Consider the following 19,557-nt stretch of genomic DNA (forward strand, 5'->3'; position numbering starts at 1 on the left):
CTGCGCGCGGGGGCCCGCCGGTGGCGGCCGGTGCGGGTGCTGGGCCTCGCGGGCGCCGGGGTCGCCGCCGCGATGGTCGCGGTGGCCCTGCCCGCGTCCGACGAGACGCGGCCGGGGCCCGGGACGCCCGCCGCCGGGGCGCCCGCCCGGACCCTCGACGCCGGGACGGTGCTGCTCGCCGCCGCCGAGAAGGCCGAGGCGCGGCCCGCCGGGCGGGGGGCGTACTGGCGGGTGGCGAAGATCGAGTCGAACTACTACGAGGTGGGCGAGCCGGGCGCGCGGTACACGGTCGTCGTCGCGTCCGAGCACGCGACGTGGACGCCCCGGGAGCCGGGCGGCCGGGTCTGGACGCGGCAACGGGAACTCGGGGCGCGGGCGGCGACACCGGCGGACGCGGCGGCCTGGCGGCGCGCGGGATCGCCGTCCGCGTTCACGCTCGAGGTGCCCGCCGCGCCGGGCGGCGGGAAGCTGAAGCCGATGCGGGCCACGACCGCGCCGGGCCCCGTGACGACGGAGAGTTCGCCGCTCGTCGACGGCGACAAGGTGTTCTGGCTCGGCCGGAACGTGACGATGGAGGACCTGCGGGCGCTGCCCGCCGACCCGGCGAAGCTGAAGGCCGAACTGCTGCGCTGGTACGCGGGGCACGACACCGAGTCGGCGGACCGGCCGATGTCCGCCGACGCGTGGCTCTACCGCACGTCCGTGGGGCTGGTGACGGACATGCCCGTCACGCCGCGGGTCAGGGCGGCCGCGTTCCGGATGCTGGCCGGGCTCCCGGCGGTCGAGGGAGTGGGCGAGATCACGGACTCGCGGGGCCGGACGGGCCGGGCCGTCGCGTTCGACGAGGACACGCCCCTCGGGACGATCCGGCACCGGCTCGTCCTCGACCCGGCGACGGGACGGGCGCTGGCGGACGAACGGGTGCTGCTGGAACCGGCCCCGGGCGTGGACCGGGCCGCGGGAACGGTGCTGAGTTCCGCCGCCGTGACGGCGATGGAATGGACGGACTCGGCACCGCGCTGATCCGATTCGGGCATCGGTAATCGCCGGGGCGGTGCCTTGGCCTTAGGGCCGGGCGCCGTCCCTCGGCGCGTCACCTCTCGCGGTGACGTGATCGATATGTGATCAGGCGCTCTTAGGGGTCGGAGTCGTGGTTCGGGTGCGGTGCCGGGCGGTTTTCTGTGCGGCCCTGCGCTGGGCCGCGACCGCGCGGGCGCGGTTCAGGCTTTCCCTGACCCGGGCGGCGCCGCGGGCGGCGGTGGCGGTGTCGACGGCGCGCCCGGCGTAAACCGCGAGCACCTCGGAGACGGGGGGAGGCTGCCATTCCTCCTTGAGGACGACGGGGAGTGCGGGGCCGGTCGTGCCATTGGCGGACAGGGGGACGAGCGCGAGATGTGATCGGCAGTGCGGGCACTGCGCCCCCGGATGGGTGTCTCTGCTCATAACAAGAATGATTACCCAAGGGTCTGACAAAACGGCACCGCACGATTTAACGGCGGAGAGAGAGCGCCCGGCGGCGATCGGGCGCGGCCGGGGGCGGCCGTCCGGTGTCGGGACGGGTGCGCGGGGGGCGGCGGGTTGCGTATCGGCGGGCGGGCACCGGAGTGATCAACGGGAACCGCGGGCACGCTCTACGGTGTCCGACTCTTCGGCACCCCGCGTGTTCCACAGCCGTTCACCTTGGTCAGGGAAAATGCGAACATGACCGTCAACCCAGGACACATCCCCCGTACCGGTGAAGCGCTGCCCGAGGACCGCTTCCTCGACCGGGAGGAGAGCTGGCTCCGCTTCAACCAGCGCGTTCTGGAACTCGCCGAGGACCCGACGCTCCCCCTCCTGGAACGCGTCCGGTTCCTGTCGATCTTCTCCAGCAACCTCGACGAGTTCTTCATGGTGCGGGTCGCGGGGCTCGCCCGCCGGATGGCGACGGGCCTGGCCGTGCAGTCGGCGAGCGGGCGGCAGCCGCGCGAGGTGCTGGAGCGCACCGGGACGGTCGCGCACGAGCTGATGCTGCGGCACGCGGCGTGCTTCCGCGACGAGATCCGCCCCGCCCTCGGCAAGGAGGGCATCGACCTGCTGCGCTGGGACGAGCTGGCGGAGACCGAGCAGGAGCGGCTGCGGAGGTTCTTCCGCGACCGCATATACCCCGTGCTGACGCCGCTGGTCGTCGACTCGGCGCACCCGTTCCCGTACATCTCGGGCCTGTCGCTGAACCTCGCCGTGATCGTCCGGGACCCGGAGACGGACGCCACGATGTTCGCGCGCGTGAAGGTGCCGCCGCTGCTGCCCCGCTTCATCGAGGCGTCCCCCGACCGGTTCACGCCGCTGGAGGACGTCATCGCCGCGCACCTCGGGCAGCTGTTCGTCGGCATGGAGGTCGTCGAGCACCACGCGTTCCGCGTCACCCGCAACCAGGACCTCGAGATCGACGAGGACATCAGCGAGGGGCTGCTGCAGGCGCTCGAACGGGAGCTGCTGCGGCGCCGGTTCGGGCCCGTCGTCCGGCTGGAGGTCGAGGAGTCGATCTCCGCGGGCGTGCTGGAGCTGCTCACGACGGAGCTGGCGATCGAGGAGGGCCAGATCTACCGGGTGGGCGGGCCGCTCGACCTCGGCGGGCTCGCCGCGATCGCCGACCTCGACCGGCCGGACCTGAAGTACCCGCCGTTCGTCCCGTCGAAGGAGGCGATCCCGGAGGACGCGAGCATCTTCGGCGCGATCCGCGAACGGGACGTGCTCGTCCAGCACCCCTACGACTCGTTCACGACGACCGTGCAGCGGCTCATCGAGGACGCCGCGGCCGACCCGAACGTCCTGGCGATCAAGCAGACGCTGTACCGGACGAGCGGCGACTCGCCGGTCGTGGACGCGCTGATGAGCGCGGCCGAGGCCGGCAAGCAGGTCGTGGTGGTCGTGGAGCTGAAGGCCCGGTTCGACGAGCGCGCGAACATCGCGTGGGCGCGCAAGCTGGAGACCGCCGGCTGCCATGTCGTCTACGGGTTCGTCGGGTTGAAGACGCACTGCAAGCTCGCGCTCGTCGTCCGGCAGGACCCGGACGGCGTCCTGCGCCGCTACTGCCACATCGGCACCGGCAACTACCACCCGAAGACGGCCCGCCTCTACGAGGACTTCGGGCTGCTGACGGCGGACGCGGAGGTCGGCGAGGACGTCAGCGCCCTGTTCAACCACCTGACGGGCTACTCGCGGCAGGGCTCCTACCACCGGCTGCTGGTCGCGCCGCACAGCCTGCGGTCGGGGCTCGTGCAGCGCATCGAGCACGAGATCGACAACCACCGGAACGGGCACGCCGCGCGGGTCCGGGTGAAGTGCAACTCGCTCGTCGACGAGGTCGTCATCGACGCCCTGTACCGGGCGTCGCGGGCGGGCGTCCCGGTCGACATCTGGGTGCGCGGCATATGCGCGCTGCGGCCCGGGGTGCCGGGGCTGTCGGAGACGGTCCGGGTCCGCAGCGTCCTCGGCCGGTTCCTGGAGCACTCGCGCGTCTTCGCGTTCGAGAACGGCGGCGACCCCGAGGTGTGGATCGGCAGCGCCGACCTGATGCACCGCAACCTCGACCGCCGCGTCGAGGCGCTCGTCACCGTCACCGACCGCGCGCAGCGCGACCGGCTGATCGACCTGATCGACATGGCCATGGACGATGGCGCCCACGCCTGGCGCCTGGACGGCGAGGGCACCTGGACGCGCAACGCGCCCCCGCCCGGCGGGACCCTGCAGGACATCCAGACGCATCTGGTGCGGAGCCGCCGCTGGAGGACCGTCGATGGCTGAGGCCGGCCCCCGGACGAACGACGGCACGAACGACGACACGGGCGACGACTCGAGGAACGGCACGGGCGACGACATGGACACGGGCCGGACGATCCACGCCGCCGGGGCGCTCCTCTGGCGGGACGGCCCCGAGTTCGCCGTGGTCCACCGCCCCCGCTACGACGACTGGTCGCTGCCGAAGGGGAAGGTGGACGCGGGCGAGCACGTGCTGCGCGCCGCCGTCCGCGAGGTCGAGGAGGAGACCGGCATCGTGCCCCGGCTCGGCCGCCGCCTCCCGGCGAGCACCTATCCGGTACGGGGCCGCACGAAGCGGGTCGACTGGTGGGCGGCGCGCCCGGTCGCCGACGCGGCGTTCGTCCCGAACGAGGAGGTCGACCGGATCGAGTGGCTGCCCGCCGAGCAGGCCGCCGCGCGGCTGTCCTACCGGCACGACGCCGAGCTGCTCGAGGAGTTCCTCGCGGGCCCGCCCGACACCGTTCCGCTGGTGATCCTGCGGCACGCCGCCGCCCACGCGAAGGCGGACTGGCGGGACGCCGACGAGCTGCGCCCCCTCGACGCGCGCGGGCGCGCGGAGGCCGCCCGGCTGTCGCCGCTGCTGGACTCCTACGGGCCGGTCCGGCTGGTCAGCTCCGCGACGGCCCGCTGCGTCGAGACGGTCCTGCCGCACGCCCGCCGCACCCGCGCGGCCGTCACGACGGACGGCGCGTTCACGGTCGGGGAGACGGGCCCCGGGCAGGCCGTCGAACGCCTCATCGAGCTCGTCGCGGACGGCGTCCCCGCGCTCGTCTGCACGCACGGCGAGGTCGTCGAGGAGCTGGTCAACGGGCTGTGCCGGGAGCTCGGCGAGAAGGTCCCCGACGACCCGTGCCTGGCCAAGGGCGAGTTCTGGGTCGCGCACATCGCCGGTGACGCGATGCCCGCGCTGGAGCGGCACGCCCCCTAGAAGGACGGCCCCAGGGTGCGCGACCAGGTGACGGCGAGCTGGTCGCGGGCGGTCTCCGCGCGGCACTCCTCGCGCCCGTACAGGACGCCGAGCGCGAACGCGTCCTGCGGCGTCCTGGCCCGGCCCCGGAAGGACCGGATCCGCTCCATGGCGATCACGCCGTCCTGGTGCTCGCCGAGGACCTCCTGGATGCGCTTGGCGTCCTTCGCGGCCCGCTTCGCCGACGCGCCGAGCACCGGTGCCGCCAGCTCCGCCGCGTAGCGCGCGCGCTTGGCGGCCTTCCGCGTCTCGTGCCGCGCGACGTCCGGGTCCTCGGCGGTCGCGATCGTCCGGTACTGGCGCGCCATCCGCTCCCACACCCGCGAGACCAGCACGGGCAGCTCCTTGCGGGCCTTGTTCCTCGCGCGCTCGCCCAGCGGCGGGTCGGCGATGAGCCGGTCGAGCGCGTCGAGCAGCTCGAAGTACCGCGGCTCCTTCAGCGCCAGGTTCAGCCGCCGGTACGCCCCGCGCTCGCGCCGGGCCAGGTCGTCCAGCAGGTACCGGGGGCCGTCCGCGAACCGCATGCGCAGCACCTCGAGGTCGCGGACCTCGCCCAGCTCCGCCGCGAGCCACCGCAGCTCCGCCTGCACCGGCTCGGTCCGCGCCGGGTCGAGCACCGGCCGGTACGCCTGGAGGGTGCTGCGCAGCCGCCGCGTCGCCACCCGCATCCGGTGGACGGCGTCGTCCTCGCCCAGCCGCGCCCGCGGGTCGTACTCGATCAGGCTCTCCAGTTGCGCCGCGAGGTACCCCATCACCGCGTCGCCCGCCGTGACCGTCGGCAGCTTCCCGTTCGCGGTCAGGTCACGCAGCCGCGCCCGCGTCGCGGCCCGCGCGTCCGCGGCCGGTGCCGCCGGGACGTCCGCGCCGAGCAGCCGGCCCAGCTTCGACGACGACTTCGCCTTCCGCGCGCCCGCCTTGCGGAGCCGCTTGCCCGCCGCCTTCAGCAGGTCGGGCCCGCCGCTCCCCAGCTCGACCTCGATCTCCCGCCACCGGCGCGGCTCGTCGCCCTCCGCCCGGTACGCCGACACCAGGTCGTCGGCGACCTCGGCGACGGCCGCGCCGTCCGCGTCCCGCAGGACCACGACCGTCCGGCGGGTCTCCAGCGTCGCGACGGGCAGCAGCTCCGCGCCGCGCGTGTGGACGGCGACCAGCCCGGCGAGCCGCGCCGGGACGACGCGCGGGCGCCCGAGCGGCGCGCGGTGCTCCTGCCGGCCGTCCGGCCCCGCCGGGACCTTCAGGTGCCAGCCGGAGTCGTCGCCGCCGCGGCGGCGCCGCAGCGTGATCCCGTGCGCGGCCAGCCGCAGGTCGGCGGTGTCGAAGTAGGTCGCGTGCAGCTCGTGGACGCGCGGCTCCGCGGCCGCCGACACCCCCGGGAGATCGTCCAGCGGCGGGAGCACGAACCCCGCCTCCGCGTCGTACTTCTGCTCGATCTCCAGGTGCCGATCGGCCACGGTGCGTCCCCTTCTACGCCGAGTCAAAGCCCACGTGACCAGCATTTCACGCGGAGATGAACAGCGATAGAACGCGAATCGCGGCGCCCGCCGCCGGCCCGTGCCCTTGGCATGAAGCGGGTACGCGTGCGAAGAATGGGACCATGGATGCGGACGAACTCTACCGGCGCTGGCTGTTCGACGCGTGGGCCGGCGACTACGCCGTCCTCGACGAGATCATGACGCCGGACTTCGTGGGGCACTGGCCCGCCTTGGAGGTGCGCGGGCCGCAGGAGGCCGCCGACCAGATCCGGCACTCGCGGCACATGTTCTCCGACATCGTGAACACCCTCGACGTCGGTCCCGTGGTGGGCGGCGACACGGTGGCGGCGCGGTGGACATTCCACGGGACGTACCAGGGCGGCGTGCCCGGGGCGACGGCGTCGCCCGGGACGCGGGTGTCGTTCGTCGGGCACGACATGTTCCGTGTCGTGGACGGGCGCCTCGCCGAGTACTGGGTGGTGTCCGACGGTGTGGGCCTGATGACGGCGCTGGGAGCGTTCGGCGACTCCTGAACGTCTGACGTCGGGAAGGCCCGAATACGGGAGCACGGTGATCTGACCGGTGGGCCCGGTTGACCCGGGACGCCCGCGGTGGCTTGATATCCCCTATTCCGACTTATCAAGTAGGGAAGGTGGCCATGCGCGCTTTCGTGGTGCTCGCGCTGGTGGGACTCGGCGCCCAGTTGGTGGACGGGAGCCTGGGGATGGCCTACGGGGTGACGTCCACGACGCTGCTCCTCGCGGCGGGCACGAGCCCGGCGGCCGCCTCCGCCACCGTGCACCTGGCCGAGATCGGGACGACCCTGGCGTCCGGCGTCGCCCACTGGCGGTTCGGCAACGTCGACTGGAAGGTCGTCGCGAAGGTCGGCGTCCCCGGCGCCGCCGGAGCTTTCGCCGGGGCCACGTTCCTGTCCCGGCTGTCGACCGAGGCCGCCGCGCCCGTCATGGCGCTGATCCTGCTGGCGCTCGGCGTCTACGTGCTCGTCCGCTTCACCCGGCGGGTGCCGTCCACCGCGAACGCGGGCAGGCCGCTGCGCCGCCGCTTCCTCGCTCCGCTGGGCGTCGTCGCCGGTTTCGTGGACGCGTCGGGCGGCGGCGGCTGGGGGCCGGTCGGGACGCCCGCGCTGCTGGCGTCCGGGCGGATGGAGCCCCGCAAGGTGATCGGGACGATCGACACCAGCGAGTTCCTCGTCGCGGTCGCCGCGAGCCTCGGCTTCCTGGCCGGGCTCGGCACCGCCGGGATCAACGCGGGCCAGGCCGCCGCCCTGCTGCTCGGCGGGCTGATCGCCGCGCCGATCGCGGCCTGGCTGGTGCGGCACCTGCCCCCGGCCGTCCTCGGCTCGGCCGTCGGCGGCGTGATCATCGTGACGAACGCCCGGACGCTGCTGAACGGCGACTGGATCGACGCGGGCGCGCCCGTCCGGTACACCGCCTACGCCGTGCTCTACGCGATCTGGGCGGCGGCCGTCGGGTACTCGGTCAGGCGGTACCGGGCGGAGCGCCGCGGGACCGCCGCGGCCGCCCCGGTGCCGGAGGCGGCGTGATCAGGCCGCGGAGGCGTGCTCGGACGTCGAGGCGTCGCCGCGGACGACGATGACGGGGAGCGGCCGGCGCGCGGGGGCCTCGGCGGTGCGGCGCAGGTAGCGGCGCTCCTCCGGCGTCGTCCCGCCCCAGATGCCGTCGGGCTCGCCGACGCGCAGCGCCCAGGTCAGGCAGTCGACCTGCACGGGGCAGTTGCCGCAGATCTCCTTGGCGGCCTGCTCCTGCTCCCGCAGGATCTCCGCGGAGTATCCGATCGGGAAGAACAGGTCGGGGTCGGCGCCGCGGCAGATCGCGTGGTCGGTCCAGTGTTCCTCGTTGTCGTTGCTGTGCATGGCTTCTCCCTGCGGCGGTGCGGCATGCCGCCGGCTTCGCGGGTCGAGGTGACGATGTCGTCCACCCAACGTAGTACTACAACACGTAGTACTACAAGTCGTTGCGGGAACACTGCAACTTAGCGCTCGGATAACCTGGTCGGTGTGCAGCGTGATCAAGAAGTGACCTTCCGCGAGGCGACGGCGGCCGATCTGCCGCAGATCGTCCGGCTCCTGGCCGACGATCCCCTCGGATCGGCCCGCGAAACGGCGGGCGACGACATTCCGGGGGCCTACTTCACCGCGTTCGCCGCGATCGAGAAGGACCCGAACAACACGGTCGTCGTAGCGGAGATCGACGGCGAGATCATCGGCACCCTGCAGCTCACCTACATCCCCGGCCTCACCTACGCCGGCGGCGAGCGCGCCCAGATCGAGGGCGTCCGCGTCGCGCTCGACCAGCGCGGCCACGGCGTCGGCCAGGCCCTCATCGGCTGGGCCGTCGACCAGGCGCGCGCCCGGGGCTGCCGGCTCGTGCAGCTCACCACCGACCGGCAGCGCCCCGACGCGATCCGCTTCTACCAGAAGATGGGCTTCCGCCCGTCCCACATGGGCATGAAGTACCACCTCGCCTGATCAGGGGAGCAGCTGATCAGGGGAGCAGCGCGACCTTCCCCACGATCCGGCGGTTCAGCAGGTCGTCGAGGACCTTCGGCGCCGCCGCGACCCGCACCGCCGCGAGGCCCGTCCCGCCCCCGGCGCCCAGTACCAGCACGCGTCCGGCGGGCGGAAACCGTTCGCGGGTACCGGTCGTTGACCTGATGACGGGTTCTCGACCTTACGGTGGCTTTCATGAGCTATGCACCCGACCAGCCCGCACGCCGCCCCGCCCGACGGAAACGCTCCAGCGGCCTCGCCGAGCACGGGGCGCGCGCGCTCGGGTCGGCCGTCCTGGTGCTGTCCCTCACCGCGGTGATGTGGGTACTGGAAACGGTCGACTACGTGGCGAACGGGTGGCTCGACCGGTTCGGGATCGACCCCTGGAACGTCAATGACCTGCCGGACATCTTCACCGCCCCGTTCATGCACGCCGGGTTCGGGCACCTGATCGCGAACACGGTGCCGTTCCTGGTCCTCGGGTTCATCGCCGCGACCCGGGGCATCGCCAAGTTCCTCGTCGCCAGCCTGATCGTGATCGTGGTCGGCGGGCTCGGCGTGTGGTTCACGAGCTCGGCGAACACCCTCGGGTCCAGCATCCTGATCTTCGGGTTCTTCGGCTACCTGCTGGGACGCGGGGTGTTCGAGCGCCGGCTCGTGGACGTCGCGATCGCCGTCGGCGTCGTCGCCGTCTACGGGACGATGCTGCTCGGCGTCCTCCCCAGCGACCCGGCCATCTCGTGGCAGGGCCACCTGTTCGGGCTGATCGGCGGCGTGACCGGGGCCTGGGCGCTGCGGCGCCGCCCGGACAAGGCGTCCGTCACGGACGTGCCGTGACGCCCCGGGCGCCCGGCCGCCGCCGGTAGGCGAGCCGGCGCCTGCCCCCGCGCTCCGGGGGGCTACCGGGGACGTACCGTGACCTCGGACACCACCGCGTCGCGGGGCGTTTCGAGGGCGGCGACGAGGACGCGCGCGACGGTCGTCGGGTCGGCGAACTCGTCCGCGTCGTACGGACGGCCCTCCTGCGCGCGCACGCGCTGCTGCATGGCGGTCGCCGTCCGTCCCGGGAACAGCGTGGTCACCCGCAGGGACGGCTCCTCCGCGCGCAGCGAGTCGGCCAGCGCCCGCATCCCGTACTTGCTCGCCGCGTACGCCGCCCAGTTCGGGTTCGCGCGCAGCCCGGCGGTCGAGTTCACGAAGACGACGTGGCCCTCCGCGGCGCGCAGGGCCGGCAGGAGCAGCCGCGTCAGCTCGGCCGCCGAGACCAGGTTCGTCGACAGGTGCTCCTGCCAGGTGTCGACGTCGAGGTCGGCGACGGGGGACAGCCGCACGGTCCCGGCCGTGTGGATCAGGCCGTCCAGGCGTCCGGGGACGTGCGCGGGCGCGAGGGACGCCTCCAGCCTGCGGGGCTCGGCGAGATCGAGCGCGACCGTGGTGATCGACGCGCCGGGGCCCCGCACCGCCATCTCGTGCGGCGAGAAGATCTGCGTGTTCGCATGGGCGCCGCTGCGCAGGGCGGTGGTGAGCGCCTCGAGCCGGTCGGTGGAGCGGCCGGTCAGGATGAGATCGTGCCCGCGGCCCCGGAGCAGTTCCGCGACCGCCGTGCCGATTCCGCCGGTCGCCCCCGTGATCAGATACGTGCCCATGGCACCCCATTGTGCCGTTCGTCAGCCGGGCCGCAGGACGCGCGTGACCCCGGCGATCAGCGCGGTGGCGAGCACCCAGCCGGTCGCGACGAGCAGGTAGGCCACCCACCTGGACCAGCCGACCGCGTCGTAGGCGAGCTGCTGCCCGAACGTGTCGAGGGGGATCAGGAGGTCGAGGGAGTAGACGAGCGCGTGGAAGTCGGGCAGCTCGTCCGGCGGCCGGATCGCGTGGGGCTTCTCGACGGAGAACACCGTGGTGCCCACGGCGAGGAGGAACGCGAACCACGCGAACGCGAGCCACGGGCGGTACCCGTAGCCGACCGTCCAGTCCAGCAGGTGGTTCCAGGCGCGGCCGATGAAGTGCAGCCTGCGGCGGCGCGCGCGCAGCTTCGCGAGCTGCACCTTGCGGGCGAGGTCGTCGGAGCCGACACCGTGGTACCAGGCGGCGAGCTGCTCGTACGGCTGGAGGTGGAACTGCGGGTCGCGCGCCACCCAGTCGAGCCGGTCCTTGAACCCGGCGCCGCGCAACGTCTCGTAGACGAGGCCGTTGAGGAACAGTTCGTCCGGCCAGACGGACGGGTGGTCGTGCAGGACCCCGACGCGCGAATAGGACAGGCTGACGCGGCCCCGGATCCGCTCCGACGTCCACAGCAGCAGCTCGTCCGCGTACATGTGGGACGCGTGCAGCGACATGCGCTCGGGGTCGCTGGAGTCGAGGGTCCCCTTGGAGAACGACAGGATGCCGTTGAAGCGGGCGCTGCGCAGCCGGACCGTCCCGACGGCCTTGAACCCGGCGCTGAACTCGGCGGCGTCCTCGACGACCATGTTCTGCGCGTCCAGCGCGATGCGTCCCGGGTTGGACAGGACGGTCCGCTCCATGAACAGCCCGCCGTTCATGCGGGCCCCGACGAACCGGACGCCGCCGGTGATCTCCGCGTCGCGGATGAAGGTGCCGACGTCCACGACGAGCCCGCCGCTGAACAGCGCCCACTCGGCCGGGTCGGCGGCGGTGATGCGCGTCCCGTTCATCCGGAACCCGCCGGACAGCTGGGCGCGCGGCAGCCGCACCTGCCCGTCGATCGTCGAGCCGGACAGGCTGAGGTAGCCGTCCGCGCGCAGCCCGCCGCCGTCGAAGCCCGGCATCCGGCAGTCGGCGAACCGCAGCTGGCGGGTGTCGGCGTTGGAGAAGTCGGGTTCCTCCACGAGCCTGCACCGCTCCAGGCGCAGCTCGTGCTCGACCGTCCCGCCCGACACGTCCAGGCGTCCGACGATGTACGCGCCGCGCAGCCGCAGGGCCGCGACGGCGCCGGGCCGGGCCTCGCAGGCGCCGAGCATCAGCCGGGTGAGGACGTCCGCGCGGACGGTCAGCTCGGGCAGCGGGCCCTCGGGGAGGTCGTCGCCGAGGACGACGGTGGTGCCGGTGGGGAACGCGGCCCACAGGCGTTCCTCCGCTGGGGTCAGGCCGGGGGGCGGGGTCACAGGCACCCTTTCTACGCGGCGATCCCCTCCGCGATCAACATCACGGAGGGGATCGGCGGCACGACGTCGACGGTCAGAAGAACCCCTTGCGGCGGCCCGCGTCCTGCAGGAAGCCGTTGAGCTGGCCTTCCCAGTCGGTGTTGCCGACGGTCGCGTAGTCGACCTTGAACCGGCTGAACGAGTCGTGGCCCTCGGTGAACATCCCGCCCCGCTTGTCGAGCTCCAGGACGACGTCCATGGCGGTCGGGTAGGCGACGAACGTGACCTCGAGCTGCTTGATGCCGCTCGCGTACTGCGGCGGCGGGGTGAACTCGATCTCCTGATAGAACGGCAGCGTCTGGTTGACGCCGTAGATGCGGCCCCGCTCGCAGTCGGCGTTGCGGAAGCGGAAACCGAGGTTGCCGAACGCCTCCAGGATGCGCGCCTGCGCGGGCAGCGGCTGCACCGCGATCGGGTCGAGGTCGCCCGGGTCGACCGCGCCGGCGACCTCCAGCTCGGTGGCGAGACCGACGGTGGTGCCGAGCAGGGGGCGCCCGTACATGTGCGTGAGGGGCGCCTCCCACGGGATGGCGAACTCGAACGGGATGGTGTGCCGCGAGCCGTCGTCCAGCTCGAAGCCCCCGGCGAGCGACACCTTCGCGTACTCGAGGTTAGTGACGTGCTCGGAGTCGCCCGACTCGACCTCCACCCGGCTGCGCAGCGCCAGGTTCAGCGACTTGATGTTCGAGTCGTGCTGGCCCCCGATCAGCGTGACCTCACCACGGACGACGCCGCCCGGCTGAGTGTTCGGGTCCTGCAGGGTCGTCTCGATCTGCGGGCCGCCGATGCCCATCGCCTGGCGGAGCTTCTTGAAGACCAAGGTTCTACCTCCCGTGGTGGTGCCGGACGCCCCCTGGCGCTCTCGACACATAGACGCACATGTCGGGGTTCGCGTTCCACCCTGTCAGCAGGATCGGCCAGGGGAGAAGCGGAACGGCGAGAAAAGCACCCGGGCGGCTGAACCCGGCGCGTTCCGCGCACGCAACGATCGTCCGGACGGCCCCTGCACGACGATTCGTTACGCCGTGCGACGCTCGTCCGGTATCCGCCCGACCTGCGGGAACACCCGCCGGACAATGCGCCGGGGCGCCGCCCGGACGCGTGTCCGGGCGGCGCCCCGGCGCCGTGCTCAGTGGCCCCCGCCCGCGAGGTTGAGCCCGATGACGCCGACGATGATGCAGGTCAGCGCACCGATCTTCAGCGCGGACACCTGGTCGCCCATCAGCAGCATGCCGAGCGCCGCGGTGCCGACGGCGCCGATCCCGACCCAGACGGCGTACGCCGTCCCGACGTCGAGCGTGCGGAGCGCCATGTTGAGGAGGCCGAAACTGGTCACGGCGAAGACCAGGAAGCCGACGGACGGCCACGGCTCGGTGAAGCCCTTGCTGCCCTTCAGGCACAGGGCCATGGCCACTTCGAAGAGGCCGGCGACGATGACGAGGATCCAGGCCATGTTCTGCTCCCGTGGACGAGACGGCTGCGGTCCGCGTCGTCTTGTCCTGCCGGGTACGGCGCACCTCGTCCGGGAGGGCGGGCAGGACGCGCGTCCCGCCCGGGGCCCTCGCCCCCCTCAACGGCCGGCCGCGCACCCCTGTTCCCGCCGGAACCGCCCGGGTTCCGGCCGGTGACCGGCGACACCGGCCACCGGCACGCGTCGCGCTCAGCTCCTCCCCAGGGCGCGGTACTCCCAGCCCGCGGCGCGCCAGCGGGCGGCGTCCAGGGCGTGGCGGCCGTCGACGATCCGCTTGTGCCGGACGACTTCGGCGAGCGCGTCGGGCTCGATCTCGCGGAACTCCGACCATTCGGTGAGCAGCACGACGACGTCGGCGTCCTGGGCGACGTCGAACGCGCTCTCGCCGTAGCGCAGCTCGGGGAACGCGCGGCGCGCGTTGTCGAGCGCGGCCGGGTCGAACACGCGCACGTGCCCGCCGAGCCCGTGCATGGTGCGGGCGACGTCCAGGGCGGGGGCGTCCCGGATGTCGTCGGAGTTCGGCTTGAACGCCGCGCCCCACGCCGCGATGCGCTTGCCGGAGATCCCGCCGAGCATCTCGCGGACGAGGTCGACGGTGCGGGCGCGGCGGCGGCGGTTGATGTCGTCGACCTCGCGCAGGAACGACACCGCCTGCCCGACGCCGATCTCCTCGGCGCGGTGCGCGAACGCGCGGATGTCCTTCGGCAGGCAGCCGCCGCCGAAGCCGAGGCCGGGCTTGAGGAACTTCCCGCCGATGCGGTCGTCGAGGGCGAGCGAGTCGGCGAGGTCCTTGATGTCGGCGCCGACGGCCTCGCAGACCTCGGCCATCGCGTTGATGTAGGAGATCTTGGTGGCGAGGAACGAGTTCGCCGCGACCTTCACCAGCTCGGCGGTGGCGAGGTCGGTGCGGACGACGGGGGTGCCGAGGTCCAGCACGGGACGGAACGCCGCCTGCAGGCGTTCGAGGGCCCAGTCGGACGCGACGCCGAACACCAGGCGGTCGGGGCGCATCGTGTCGTCCACGGCGAAGCCCTCGCGGAGGAACTCGGGGTTCCACGCGAGCTCGACCTCGGTGCCCGCGGGGGCGAGCTCGTGGACGATGCCGGTGAGCCGCTTCGCGGTCCCGACCGGGACGGTCGACTTGCCGACGACGAGCGCGCGGCGGTTCAGGTGCGGGGCGAGGGCCCGCACGGCCGCGTCGACGTAGGTGAGGTCGGCCGCGTCCGAACCGGGCTGCTGGGGGGTGCCCACGCAGATGAAGTGCACGTCGCCGAACTCGCCCGCCTCCTCGAAGGAGGTGGTGAAGCGCAGCCGGCCCGACTCGAGCGCCTTGGCGAGCAGCTCCGGCAGGCCCGGCTCGAAGAAGGGGACCTCGCCGGACGCGAGTTTGCCGATCTTGCGCTCGTCGACGTCCACACCGAGTACCTCGAAGCCCAGCACCGCCATGCAGATGGCGTGCGTCGCACCGAGGTAACCGGTCCCGATGACGGTGAGCCTCGGGGCCTCCGCCTGGTTCATGGCACTTCTCCTTCTCGCTGATGGTGACGGTAGAGCCCCGAAGAGCGCTTCCCCGTGTTCAGGAGCACTGCCCCGGTGTCAGGAGCACTGTCCCGTGTTGAGCAGTTCGCCGCCCGAGACCCTGTTGTCGCAGGCGACCGCGTTGCCGGCCGAGTCGAGCCGGATGCCCACGCCCCCGGCGTCCCCGAGGGCGATGACGTTGCGGCGGAAGACGTTCCGCGTGCCCCAGCCCTTGTACTCCTCGTGCGTCTGGAAACCGTCGGCGTTGGTCTTCGCGCCGCGGTTGTCCTCGACGACGTAGCCGTTGCCCTTGACGTCGACCCACGAGTCGTTGAACCCGCCGGACAGCTCCGAGCCGTCGAACGCGTTCCCCGCGATGCGCCCGCCGGCCGTGCCCTCCTTGACGTCCACCGCCTCGGCGGTGGCCTTGATCTTGTTGCCGGCGACGAGGTTGTTGTCGCTGCGGTCCGGCTGACCGCCGGTCAGCGTGCCCCAGTTGTTGTGGGACGAGCCGAGGTACACCCCCTCGCCGAAGCGGGGGTTCTCGCGGCCCGTGTTCGATATGGAGTTGTACTGCACGGAGTTGCCCGTGCTGAACCGCCGCAGATGGACGGCCTCGTCCCCGATGTTGCGGATCGTCAGTTGCTGGACGACCGACGCGCCCGTCCCGTCGAACATGACGCCCTTCTGGCTGTTCTGCAGCGTGAAGCCGATCAGCCGCCAGTGCGCCGCGTCCTGCAGGTGGAACCCGTACCCCTCGCCGGTGCCGCCGCCGTCCAGGATCGACTTCGGTGTCCCGCACACGAAGATGGGCCGGTCGCCCGTGCCGGACTTCTGGCTGAGGAACTGCCCGTCGAACCGGCCGGGCGCCAGTTGGATGACGGTGCCCGGTTCGGCGACGTTGAGCGCCTCCTGCAGCTTGACGCCGTCGGACACGGTGACGGTCGGCGCCGGGCAGGAGATCGGCTCGTCCGAGGTGGGCAGCGGGAACCGCTGCGCCCCGCCGCCGTCCGCCCCGGCCTCCGACCCCGCGCCGGCGGGGCCGTCCGGCCCGGTGACCGTCGCCTCCCCCGACGGCGCCGCGACGACGTCACCGCCGGTCGGGACGTCCTCCGGTTCGTCTCCGGACCCGGTGGCGAGCACGACGAGGGCGCTGGTGGCGACGGCGCCGACCACCAGGATCCCGGTGAACTTCAGATCGATCTTCACGATGCACCAGTTTCACCCCCGTTCGCGCCGGCCGCGCGTCAGGAGCACTTCCCGTCCTTGGTGAGCTTGCCGCCGTTCACCATCTTGTTGTCGCACTTGACGATGTTGCCGCCCTTGGTGTCGGCGACCCCGACACCGCCGCCGCCGCCCAGGTCGATGGTGTTGCCGGTGAACGTGTTGTTCTTGCCCCAGCCGTCCATGACCTCGTGGGTCTGGAAGCCGTCCATCGGCGTCCCGGTGCCCTTGTTGCCCTGGATCAGGTAGTTGTTGCCCTTGACGTCGACCCACGAGTCGTTGTGCTTGCTGCCGCCGGTCTTCGTCCCGTCGAACACGTTGTTCAGGATCTTGCCGCCGGACGTGCCCTCCTTGACGTCGACCGCCTCGGCGGTGGCCCGGATGACGTTGCCGCGCACGACGTTGTTGTCGCTCTTGTCGGGCTGCCCGCCGGTGATCTTCTTGAAGTTGGACTCGGCGCTGCCCAGGTAGACGCCCTCGCCGAACTTCTCGCGTCGCAGGCCCGTGTTGTAGATCTTGTTGTACTGCACGGTGTTGCCGGTGGAGAACTTCCGCAGGTGGATGGCCTCGTCGCCGATCTGGTGGACGGTCAGGCCCTGGATGATCGACCCGTTGGTGCCGTCGCCCATCACGCCCTTCTGGGTGTTGGTGACGGTGAACCCGATGAGCCGCCAGTAGTTCGCGCCGTCCAGGTGGAGGCCGTAGCCCTCGTCGACGCCGCCGCCGTCCAGGACCGTCTTGGCGTCGCCGCACAGGTAGATGGGCTGCTGCTGGGTGCCGTCCGCCTTCGCGACGAACTTGCCCTCGTAGGTGCCGGGGCCCATCTTGATGACGTCACCGGCCTTGGCCCCCCGCAGCGCCGTCTCCAGGCTCGCGGCGTCGCCGACCGTCGTGGTGGGCGACGGGCAGTCGACCTTGCCCTCGCCCTCGGGGACGGGCAGCGTCAGCGCCGGTCCGGCCGCGCCGCTGTTCCCCTCGTCCCCGTCGTCGCCCTCGTCCTCCTCGTCGCCGTCGGAGGGCGCGCCCGTGCCGGGCGCGGCCGGCCCCAGCGACGAGTTCTGCGACGCGTTGCCGGGTTCGGGGTCGTCCTCCCCGCCGGTGAACAGGATCACCAGCGACCCGACGACGACCGCGCCGATCAGCAGGCCCGCGAGGAACTTGATGTCGATCTTGCCTGTCATGACGGTCTACTCCTTGGATCCGCTCTGGTGCGTCGTTGCCGTGCCGTTCCGTGCGCCGACCGGCCCGATGGGCCGGGCTAGTGGTCGACGCGTGTTCCCGCGGGCCGTCGTTGCTGCTGCGGCGGCGCCGCGGGGACGGTACGGCGGAGCAGGCGCACGGGGCGCTCCTCGAGCTTGGTCTGGTGCTCGTACGGGTGGGCGCCGCGCCGGCCGATCCGCATCCCCGCGCCCCGCGAACGGAACGCGGAGACGGCGACCAGCAGGAAGACGCCCGCCCAGATGATGTTCATCGGCTTGAAGACGCGCTTGACCCAGGTCCAGAAACCGGCGGTCTTGTTCCAGCCCTTGATGTTGTTGCCGGTGTTCTTGTACTGGCCCTCCGCGCGGTCGTAGTCGAGGGCGCTCGACCCGGATCCGCTGATGGTGTTCCCGGCGATGACCGTCGCGGAGACGTCGCCGTTCAGCGTGACGCCGTGCCGGGACGCCGACTGGACGGTGTTGCCCTGCAGCGTCGCCGACGAGTCCCGCACGTACAGGGCCGTCTGGGTGCCGTGGATGACGTTCCCCGCGACGCTGCCGCCCTCGACGCCGTCCCGCAGCACGATCCCCTGCCGTTCGGGCCCCCGGACCTGGTTCCCGGAGATCTGCACCCGGGTCGCCATCTCGCGCGCCACGATGCCCATGTCGCCGCCGGTCACCCGGCTGTTCTGCACGGCGACGTTGTCGCCGCCGAGGATCTCGAACCCGTACCGCTCGTTGTTCTCGGCGGCGCTGCCGCTGATGAGGTTCTGGCCGAACGCCGTGGTCGCCTCACCGGACGCGGACGGGCCGTCCGCGAGCGGCTGCCCGTTCAGCGTGAAGCCGTTGCCGCCGTTCTCCCGGGCCGTGCAGTTCGTGATCCGCACGCCCTCGGTGCCGCGCGACAGGACGAACCCGTCGCCGCGGCTCCGCGACACCGTGGTGTTCTCGATCGTCGCGTTCTTCGCGAACCGGTGCAGCAGCACCCCGCTCACGAGGCTGTTCTCGATCTCGTTGTTGGTGAGCCGCGTCTGGTTCGACGCCGTCACGAAGATCCCGTACGCGTTGCCGTCGAACGTCGAGTGGTCGATCGCGCCGCTGACCAGGCTCGCCTGCGGCACGTAGAACGACGTCGGGCCGCCCGCGCCGGCCGCGGCCTGCACCTCGATCTGCTCCTGGTTGCCGCGGGTCGTCTCCGTCGACCCGTCCGGCATCCGCACCCTGTGCGGCGCGGCCGGGACGGCGGCCTTCTCGGCGGACGAGTCCGGACGGTCGGAGCCCGTGAGGGCCACGCCGCCGGTGCGGCCGCTCCAGAAGCCGAGATGCTCCACGTTCGTGTACGTCATGCTGAACGAGCCGCCGATCGCCCGGATGTAGGCCCGTCCGTCGTTCACGGACGTGTCGGGCTTGCTCGCCGACTCGTTCCAGCTCGTGATGTTCACCGGGTTCTGCGCGGAGCCGTTGATCTTGACGCTGCCGCCCGCGCTGACGATCGAGGTGAACGAGCCGGGCACGCTGCGCATCCGGATCGTCAGCGGCCCGTCGCCGCTCTGCAGCACCAGCTTCCCGCCGGCCGCCACCATGATGTTGACGTTGAGCAGGTACGACCCGTCGCCGAGCTGCTGGAAGTCCTCACCGGCGAGCTTCTGCAGCTCCGACACGTAGTAGGGCTCGCGGCGCTGCGGCAGCATCAGCGTCCGGCCGTTCGCCGAGCTCATCAGCCGCGGCTGCCGCGCCCGCGCGGCGGCGGCGCCGCCCCCGGCGATGTCGGACTCCTGGAGGGCGCGGGTCTGCATGATCCGCAGGTCCTCCTGGTCGACGAGCGTCGACTGCTGCTGCGCGGCGGTCGTCGTCACCTCGTTCACGCCGGGGACCTCGGGCGGCCGGTCGGCGTACGTGCGGTACGCGTACGTGCCGCCGCCGGCCAGGCCGAGCACGATCAGCGTCGTCAGGATCTTGCCGCCGCTCCCCTTCTTCTGCGCGGGGGGCGCGGCGCCGTGCGGCGGGCCGGGCGGCCCGGCGGGGCCCGCCGGGGCCGCCGGGCCCGCGGGTCCGGCCGGTGCGGGCGTGTTCGCGGGGGCGTTCATCGGGGGCTCACCTCCGTTCCGGCTGCGGGACGCCGCTGCGCGGCGTCGGGTGCGGGGGCGTCTGGGGCGGCTGCACCGGCAGCGGCCCGGTCGTGCCCGGCGCGGCCGGCGCCGCGTGCTGCGG

General features: G+C 72.5%; 19 protein-coding genes and 1 riboswitch. Of the genes, 7 read left to right on the forward strand and 12 right to left on the reverse strand.

What is annotated here, in order from left to right; translation table 11 throughout:
- On the forward strand, positions 1-1,023 hold a 1,023-nt coding region (locus tag ACFQ11_RS32215; protein WP_378305623.1), incomplete at its 5' end, for a CU044_5270 family protein.
- A gap of 102 nt (positions 1,024-1,125) precedes the next feature.
- Here the strand turns inward: ACFQ11_RS32215 and ACFQ11_RS32220 are convergent.
- A complete protein-coding gene (locus ACFQ11_RS32220) occupies positions 1,126-1,443 on the reverse strand; it encodes a hypothetical protein (RefSeq protein WP_378305625.1) in 318 nt (105 codons plus the stop codon).
- Between the two features lie 258 nt (positions 1,444-1,701).
- Here ACFQ11_RS32220 and ACFQ11_RS32225 point away from each other — a divergent pair, with 258 nt between their 5' ends.
- A complete protein-coding gene (locus ACFQ11_RS32225; protein ID WP_378305627.1) occupies positions 1,702-3,786 on the forward strand; it encodes an RNA degradosome polyphosphate kinase in 2,085 nt (694 codons plus the stop codon).
- Positions 3,779-4,729: an NUDIX hydrolase gene (locus ACFQ11_RS32230; protein ID WP_378305629.1), complete on the forward strand. Its 951-nt coding sequence runs from the start codon at positions 3,779-3,781 to the stop codon at positions 4,727-4,729. The genes ACFQ11_RS32225 and ACFQ11_RS32230 overlap by 8 nt, the downstream gene beginning before the upstream one ends.
- Here ACFQ11_RS32230 and ACFQ11_RS32235 read toward each other — a convergent pair.
- Positions 4,726-6,219: a CYTH and CHAD domain-containing protein gene (locus tag ACFQ11_RS32235; RefSeq protein ID WP_378305631.1), complete on the reverse strand. Its 1,494-nt coding sequence runs from the start codon at positions 6,217-6,219 to the stop codon at positions 4,726-4,728. The two genes, ACFQ11_RS32230 and ACFQ11_RS32235, sit on opposite strands and share 4 nt — an antisense overlap.
- A 143-nt stretch (positions 6,220-6,362) precedes the next feature.
- Here ACFQ11_RS32235 and ACFQ11_RS32240 point away from each other — a divergent pair, with 143 nt between their 5' ends.
- The gene (locus ACFQ11_RS32240) at positions 6,363-6,773 is read left to right on the forward strand and encodes an ester cyclase (protein ID WP_378305633.1); all 411 of its coding nucleotides are present in this window, start codon (positions 6,363-6,365) and stop codon (positions 6,771-6,773) included.
- Between the two features lie 125 nt (positions 6,774-6,898).
- Positions 6,899-7,804: a sulfite exporter TauE/SafE family protein gene (locus ACFQ11_RS32245; protein WP_378305635.1), complete on the forward strand. Its 906-nt coding sequence runs from the start codon at positions 6,899-6,901 to the stop codon at positions 7,802-7,804.
- On the opposite strand, the gene ACFQ11_RS32250 is transcribed toward ACFQ11_RS32245, so the two are convergent.
- Positions 7,805-8,134: a WhiB family transcriptional regulator gene (locus tag ACFQ11_RS32250; protein WP_378305637.1), complete on the reverse strand. Its 330-nt coding sequence runs from the start codon at positions 8,132-8,134 to the stop codon at positions 7,805-7,807.
- 162 nt (positions 8,135-8,296) lie between these two features.
- Between ACFQ11_RS32250 and ACFQ11_RS32255 the strand changes: the two genes are divergently transcribed.
- Positions 8,297-8,749, forward strand: a complete 453-nt coding sequence (locus ACFQ11_RS32255) for a GNAT family N-acetyltransferase (protein ID WP_378305659.1) — start codon at positions 8,297-8,299, stop codon at positions 8,747-8,749.
- Between the two features lie 16 nt (positions 8,750-8,765).
- Here the strand turns inward: ACFQ11_RS32255 and ACFQ11_RS32260 are convergent, their stop codons facing one another.
- The gene (locus ACFQ11_RS32260; protein ID WP_378305639.1) at positions 8,766-8,888 is read right to left on the reverse strand and encodes a hypothetical protein; all 123 of its coding nucleotides are present in this window, start codon (positions 8,886-8,888) and stop codon (positions 8,766-8,768) included.
- Positions 8,889-8,965: 77 nt separating this feature from the next.
- On the opposite strand from ACFQ11_RS32260, the gene ACFQ11_RS32265 reads away from it, so the two are divergent.
- A complete protein-coding gene (locus tag ACFQ11_RS32265) occupies positions 8,966-9,607 on the forward strand; it encodes a rhomboid family intramembrane serine protease (protein ID WP_378305641.1) in 642 nt (213 codons plus the stop codon).
- Between the two features lie 62 nt (positions 9,608-9,669).
- Here the strand turns inward: ACFQ11_RS32265 and ACFQ11_RS32270 are convergent, their stop codons facing one another.
- The 8 genes from ACFQ11_RS32270 to ACFQ11_RS32305 form a co-directional block, all read right to left on the reverse strand.
- The gene (locus ACFQ11_RS32270; protein ID WP_378305643.1) at positions 9,670-10,416 is read right to left on the reverse strand and encodes an SDR family oxidoreductase; all 747 of its coding nucleotides are present in this window, start codon (positions 10,414-10,416) and stop codon (positions 9,670-9,672) included.
- 21 nt (positions 10,417-10,437) lie between these two features.
- Entirely contained in the window at positions 10,438-11,895 is a 1,458-nt protein-coding gene (locus ACFQ11_RS32275; RefSeq protein ID WP_378305645.1) for a hypothetical protein, read from the reverse strand.
- 73 nt (positions 11,896-11,968) lie between these two features.
- On the reverse strand, positions 11,969-12,754 hold the full coding sequence (locus ACFQ11_RS32280; protein ID WP_378305647.1) for a sporulation protein: 786 nt from the start codon (positions 12,752-12,754) through the stop codon (positions 11,969-11,971).
- A gap of 309 nt (positions 12,755-13,063) precedes the next feature.
- Positions 13,064-13,387: a DMT family transporter gene (locus tag ACFQ11_RS32285; RefSeq protein ID WP_378305649.1), complete on the reverse strand. Its 324-nt coding sequence runs from the start codon at positions 13,385-13,387 to the stop codon at positions 13,064-13,066.
- Positions 13,388-13,417: 30 nt separating this feature from the next.
- Positions 13,418-13,484, reverse strand: a riboswitch (guanidine-III (ykkC-III) riboswitch).
- 110 nt (positions 13,485-13,594) lie between these two features.
- The gene (locus ACFQ11_RS32290) at positions 13,595-14,923 is read right to left on the reverse strand and encodes a UDP-glucose dehydrogenase family protein (RefSeq protein ID WP_378305651.1); all 1,329 of its coding nucleotides are present in this window, start codon (positions 14,921-14,923) and stop codon (positions 13,595-13,597) included.
- A 78-nt stretch (positions 14,924-15,001) separates the two neighbouring features.
- Entirely contained in the window at positions 15,002-16,132 is a 1,131-nt protein-coding gene (locus ACFQ11_RS32295; RefSeq protein WP_378305653.1) for a right-handed parallel beta-helix repeat-containing protein, read from the reverse strand.
- Positions 16,133-16,170: 38 nt separating this feature from the next.
- A complete protein-coding gene (locus tag ACFQ11_RS32300; RefSeq protein ID WP_378305655.1) occupies positions 16,171-17,328 on the reverse strand; it encodes a right-handed parallel beta-helix repeat-containing protein in 1,158 nt (385 codons plus the stop codon).
- Positions 17,329-17,405: 77 nt separating this feature from the next.
- A complete protein-coding gene (locus ACFQ11_RS32305; protein WP_378305657.1) occupies positions 17,406-19,433 on the reverse strand; it encodes a right-handed parallel beta-helix repeat-containing protein in 2,028 nt (675 codons plus the stop codon).
- Positions 19,434-19,557: the final 124 nt, after the last annotated feature.

This window comes from Actinomadura sediminis, from assembly GCF_042675525.1.
GTDB lineage: Bacteria > Actinomycetota > Actinomycetes > Streptosporangiales > Streptosporangiaceae > Spirillospora > Spirillospora sediminis.

Bases quoted from the DNA above. Each gene is read 5' to 3' on its own strand.
- ACFQ11_RS32300 (WP_378305655.1), bottom strand. From the start codon at position 17,328: ATGACAGGCAAGATCGACATCAAGTTCCTCGCGGGCCTGCTGATCGGC.
- ACFQ11_RS32305 (WP_378305657.1), bottom strand. From the start codon at position 19,433: ATGAACGCCCCCGCGAACACGCCCGCACCGGCCGGACCCGCGGGCCCG.
- ACFQ11_RS32225 (WP_378305627.1), top strand. From the start codon at position 1,702: ATGACCGTCAACCCAGGACACATCCCCCGTACCGGTGAAGCGCTGCCC.
- ACFQ11_RS32245 (WP_378305635.1), top strand. From the start codon at position 6,899: ATGCGCGCTTTCGTGGTGCTCGCGCTGGTGGGACTCGGCGCCCAGTTG.
- ACFQ11_RS32265 (WP_378305641.1), top strand. From the start codon at position 8,966: ATGAGCTATGCACCCGACCAGCCCGCACGCCGCCCCGCCCGACGGAAA.
- ACFQ11_RS32250 (WP_378305637.1), bottom strand. From the start codon at position 8,134: ATGCACAGCAACGACAACGAGGAACACTGGACCGACCACGCGATCTGC.
- ACFQ11_RS32285 (WP_378305649.1), bottom strand. From the start codon at position 13,387: ATGGCCTGGATCCTCGTCATCGTCGCCGGCCTCTTCGAAGTGGCCATG.
- ACFQ11_RS32230 (WP_378305629.1), top strand. From the start codon at position 3,779: ATGGCTGAGGCCGGCCCCCGGACGAACGACGGCACGAACGACGACACG.
- ACFQ11_RS32220 (WP_378305625.1), bottom strand. From the start codon at position 1,443: ATGAGCAGAGACACCCATCCGGGGGCGCAGTGCCCGCACTGCCGATCA.
- ACFQ11_RS32270 (WP_378305643.1), bottom strand. From the start codon at position 10,416: ATGGGCACGTATCTGATCACGGGGGCGACCGGCGGAATCGGCACGGCG.
- ACFQ11_RS32290 (WP_378305651.1), bottom strand. From the start codon at position 14,923: ATGAACCAGGCGGAGGCCCCGAGGCTCACCGTCATCGGGACCGGTTAC.
- ACFQ11_RS32240 (WP_378305633.1), top strand. From the start codon at position 6,363: ATGGATGCGGACGAACTCTACCGGCGCTGGCTGTTCGACGCGTGGGCC.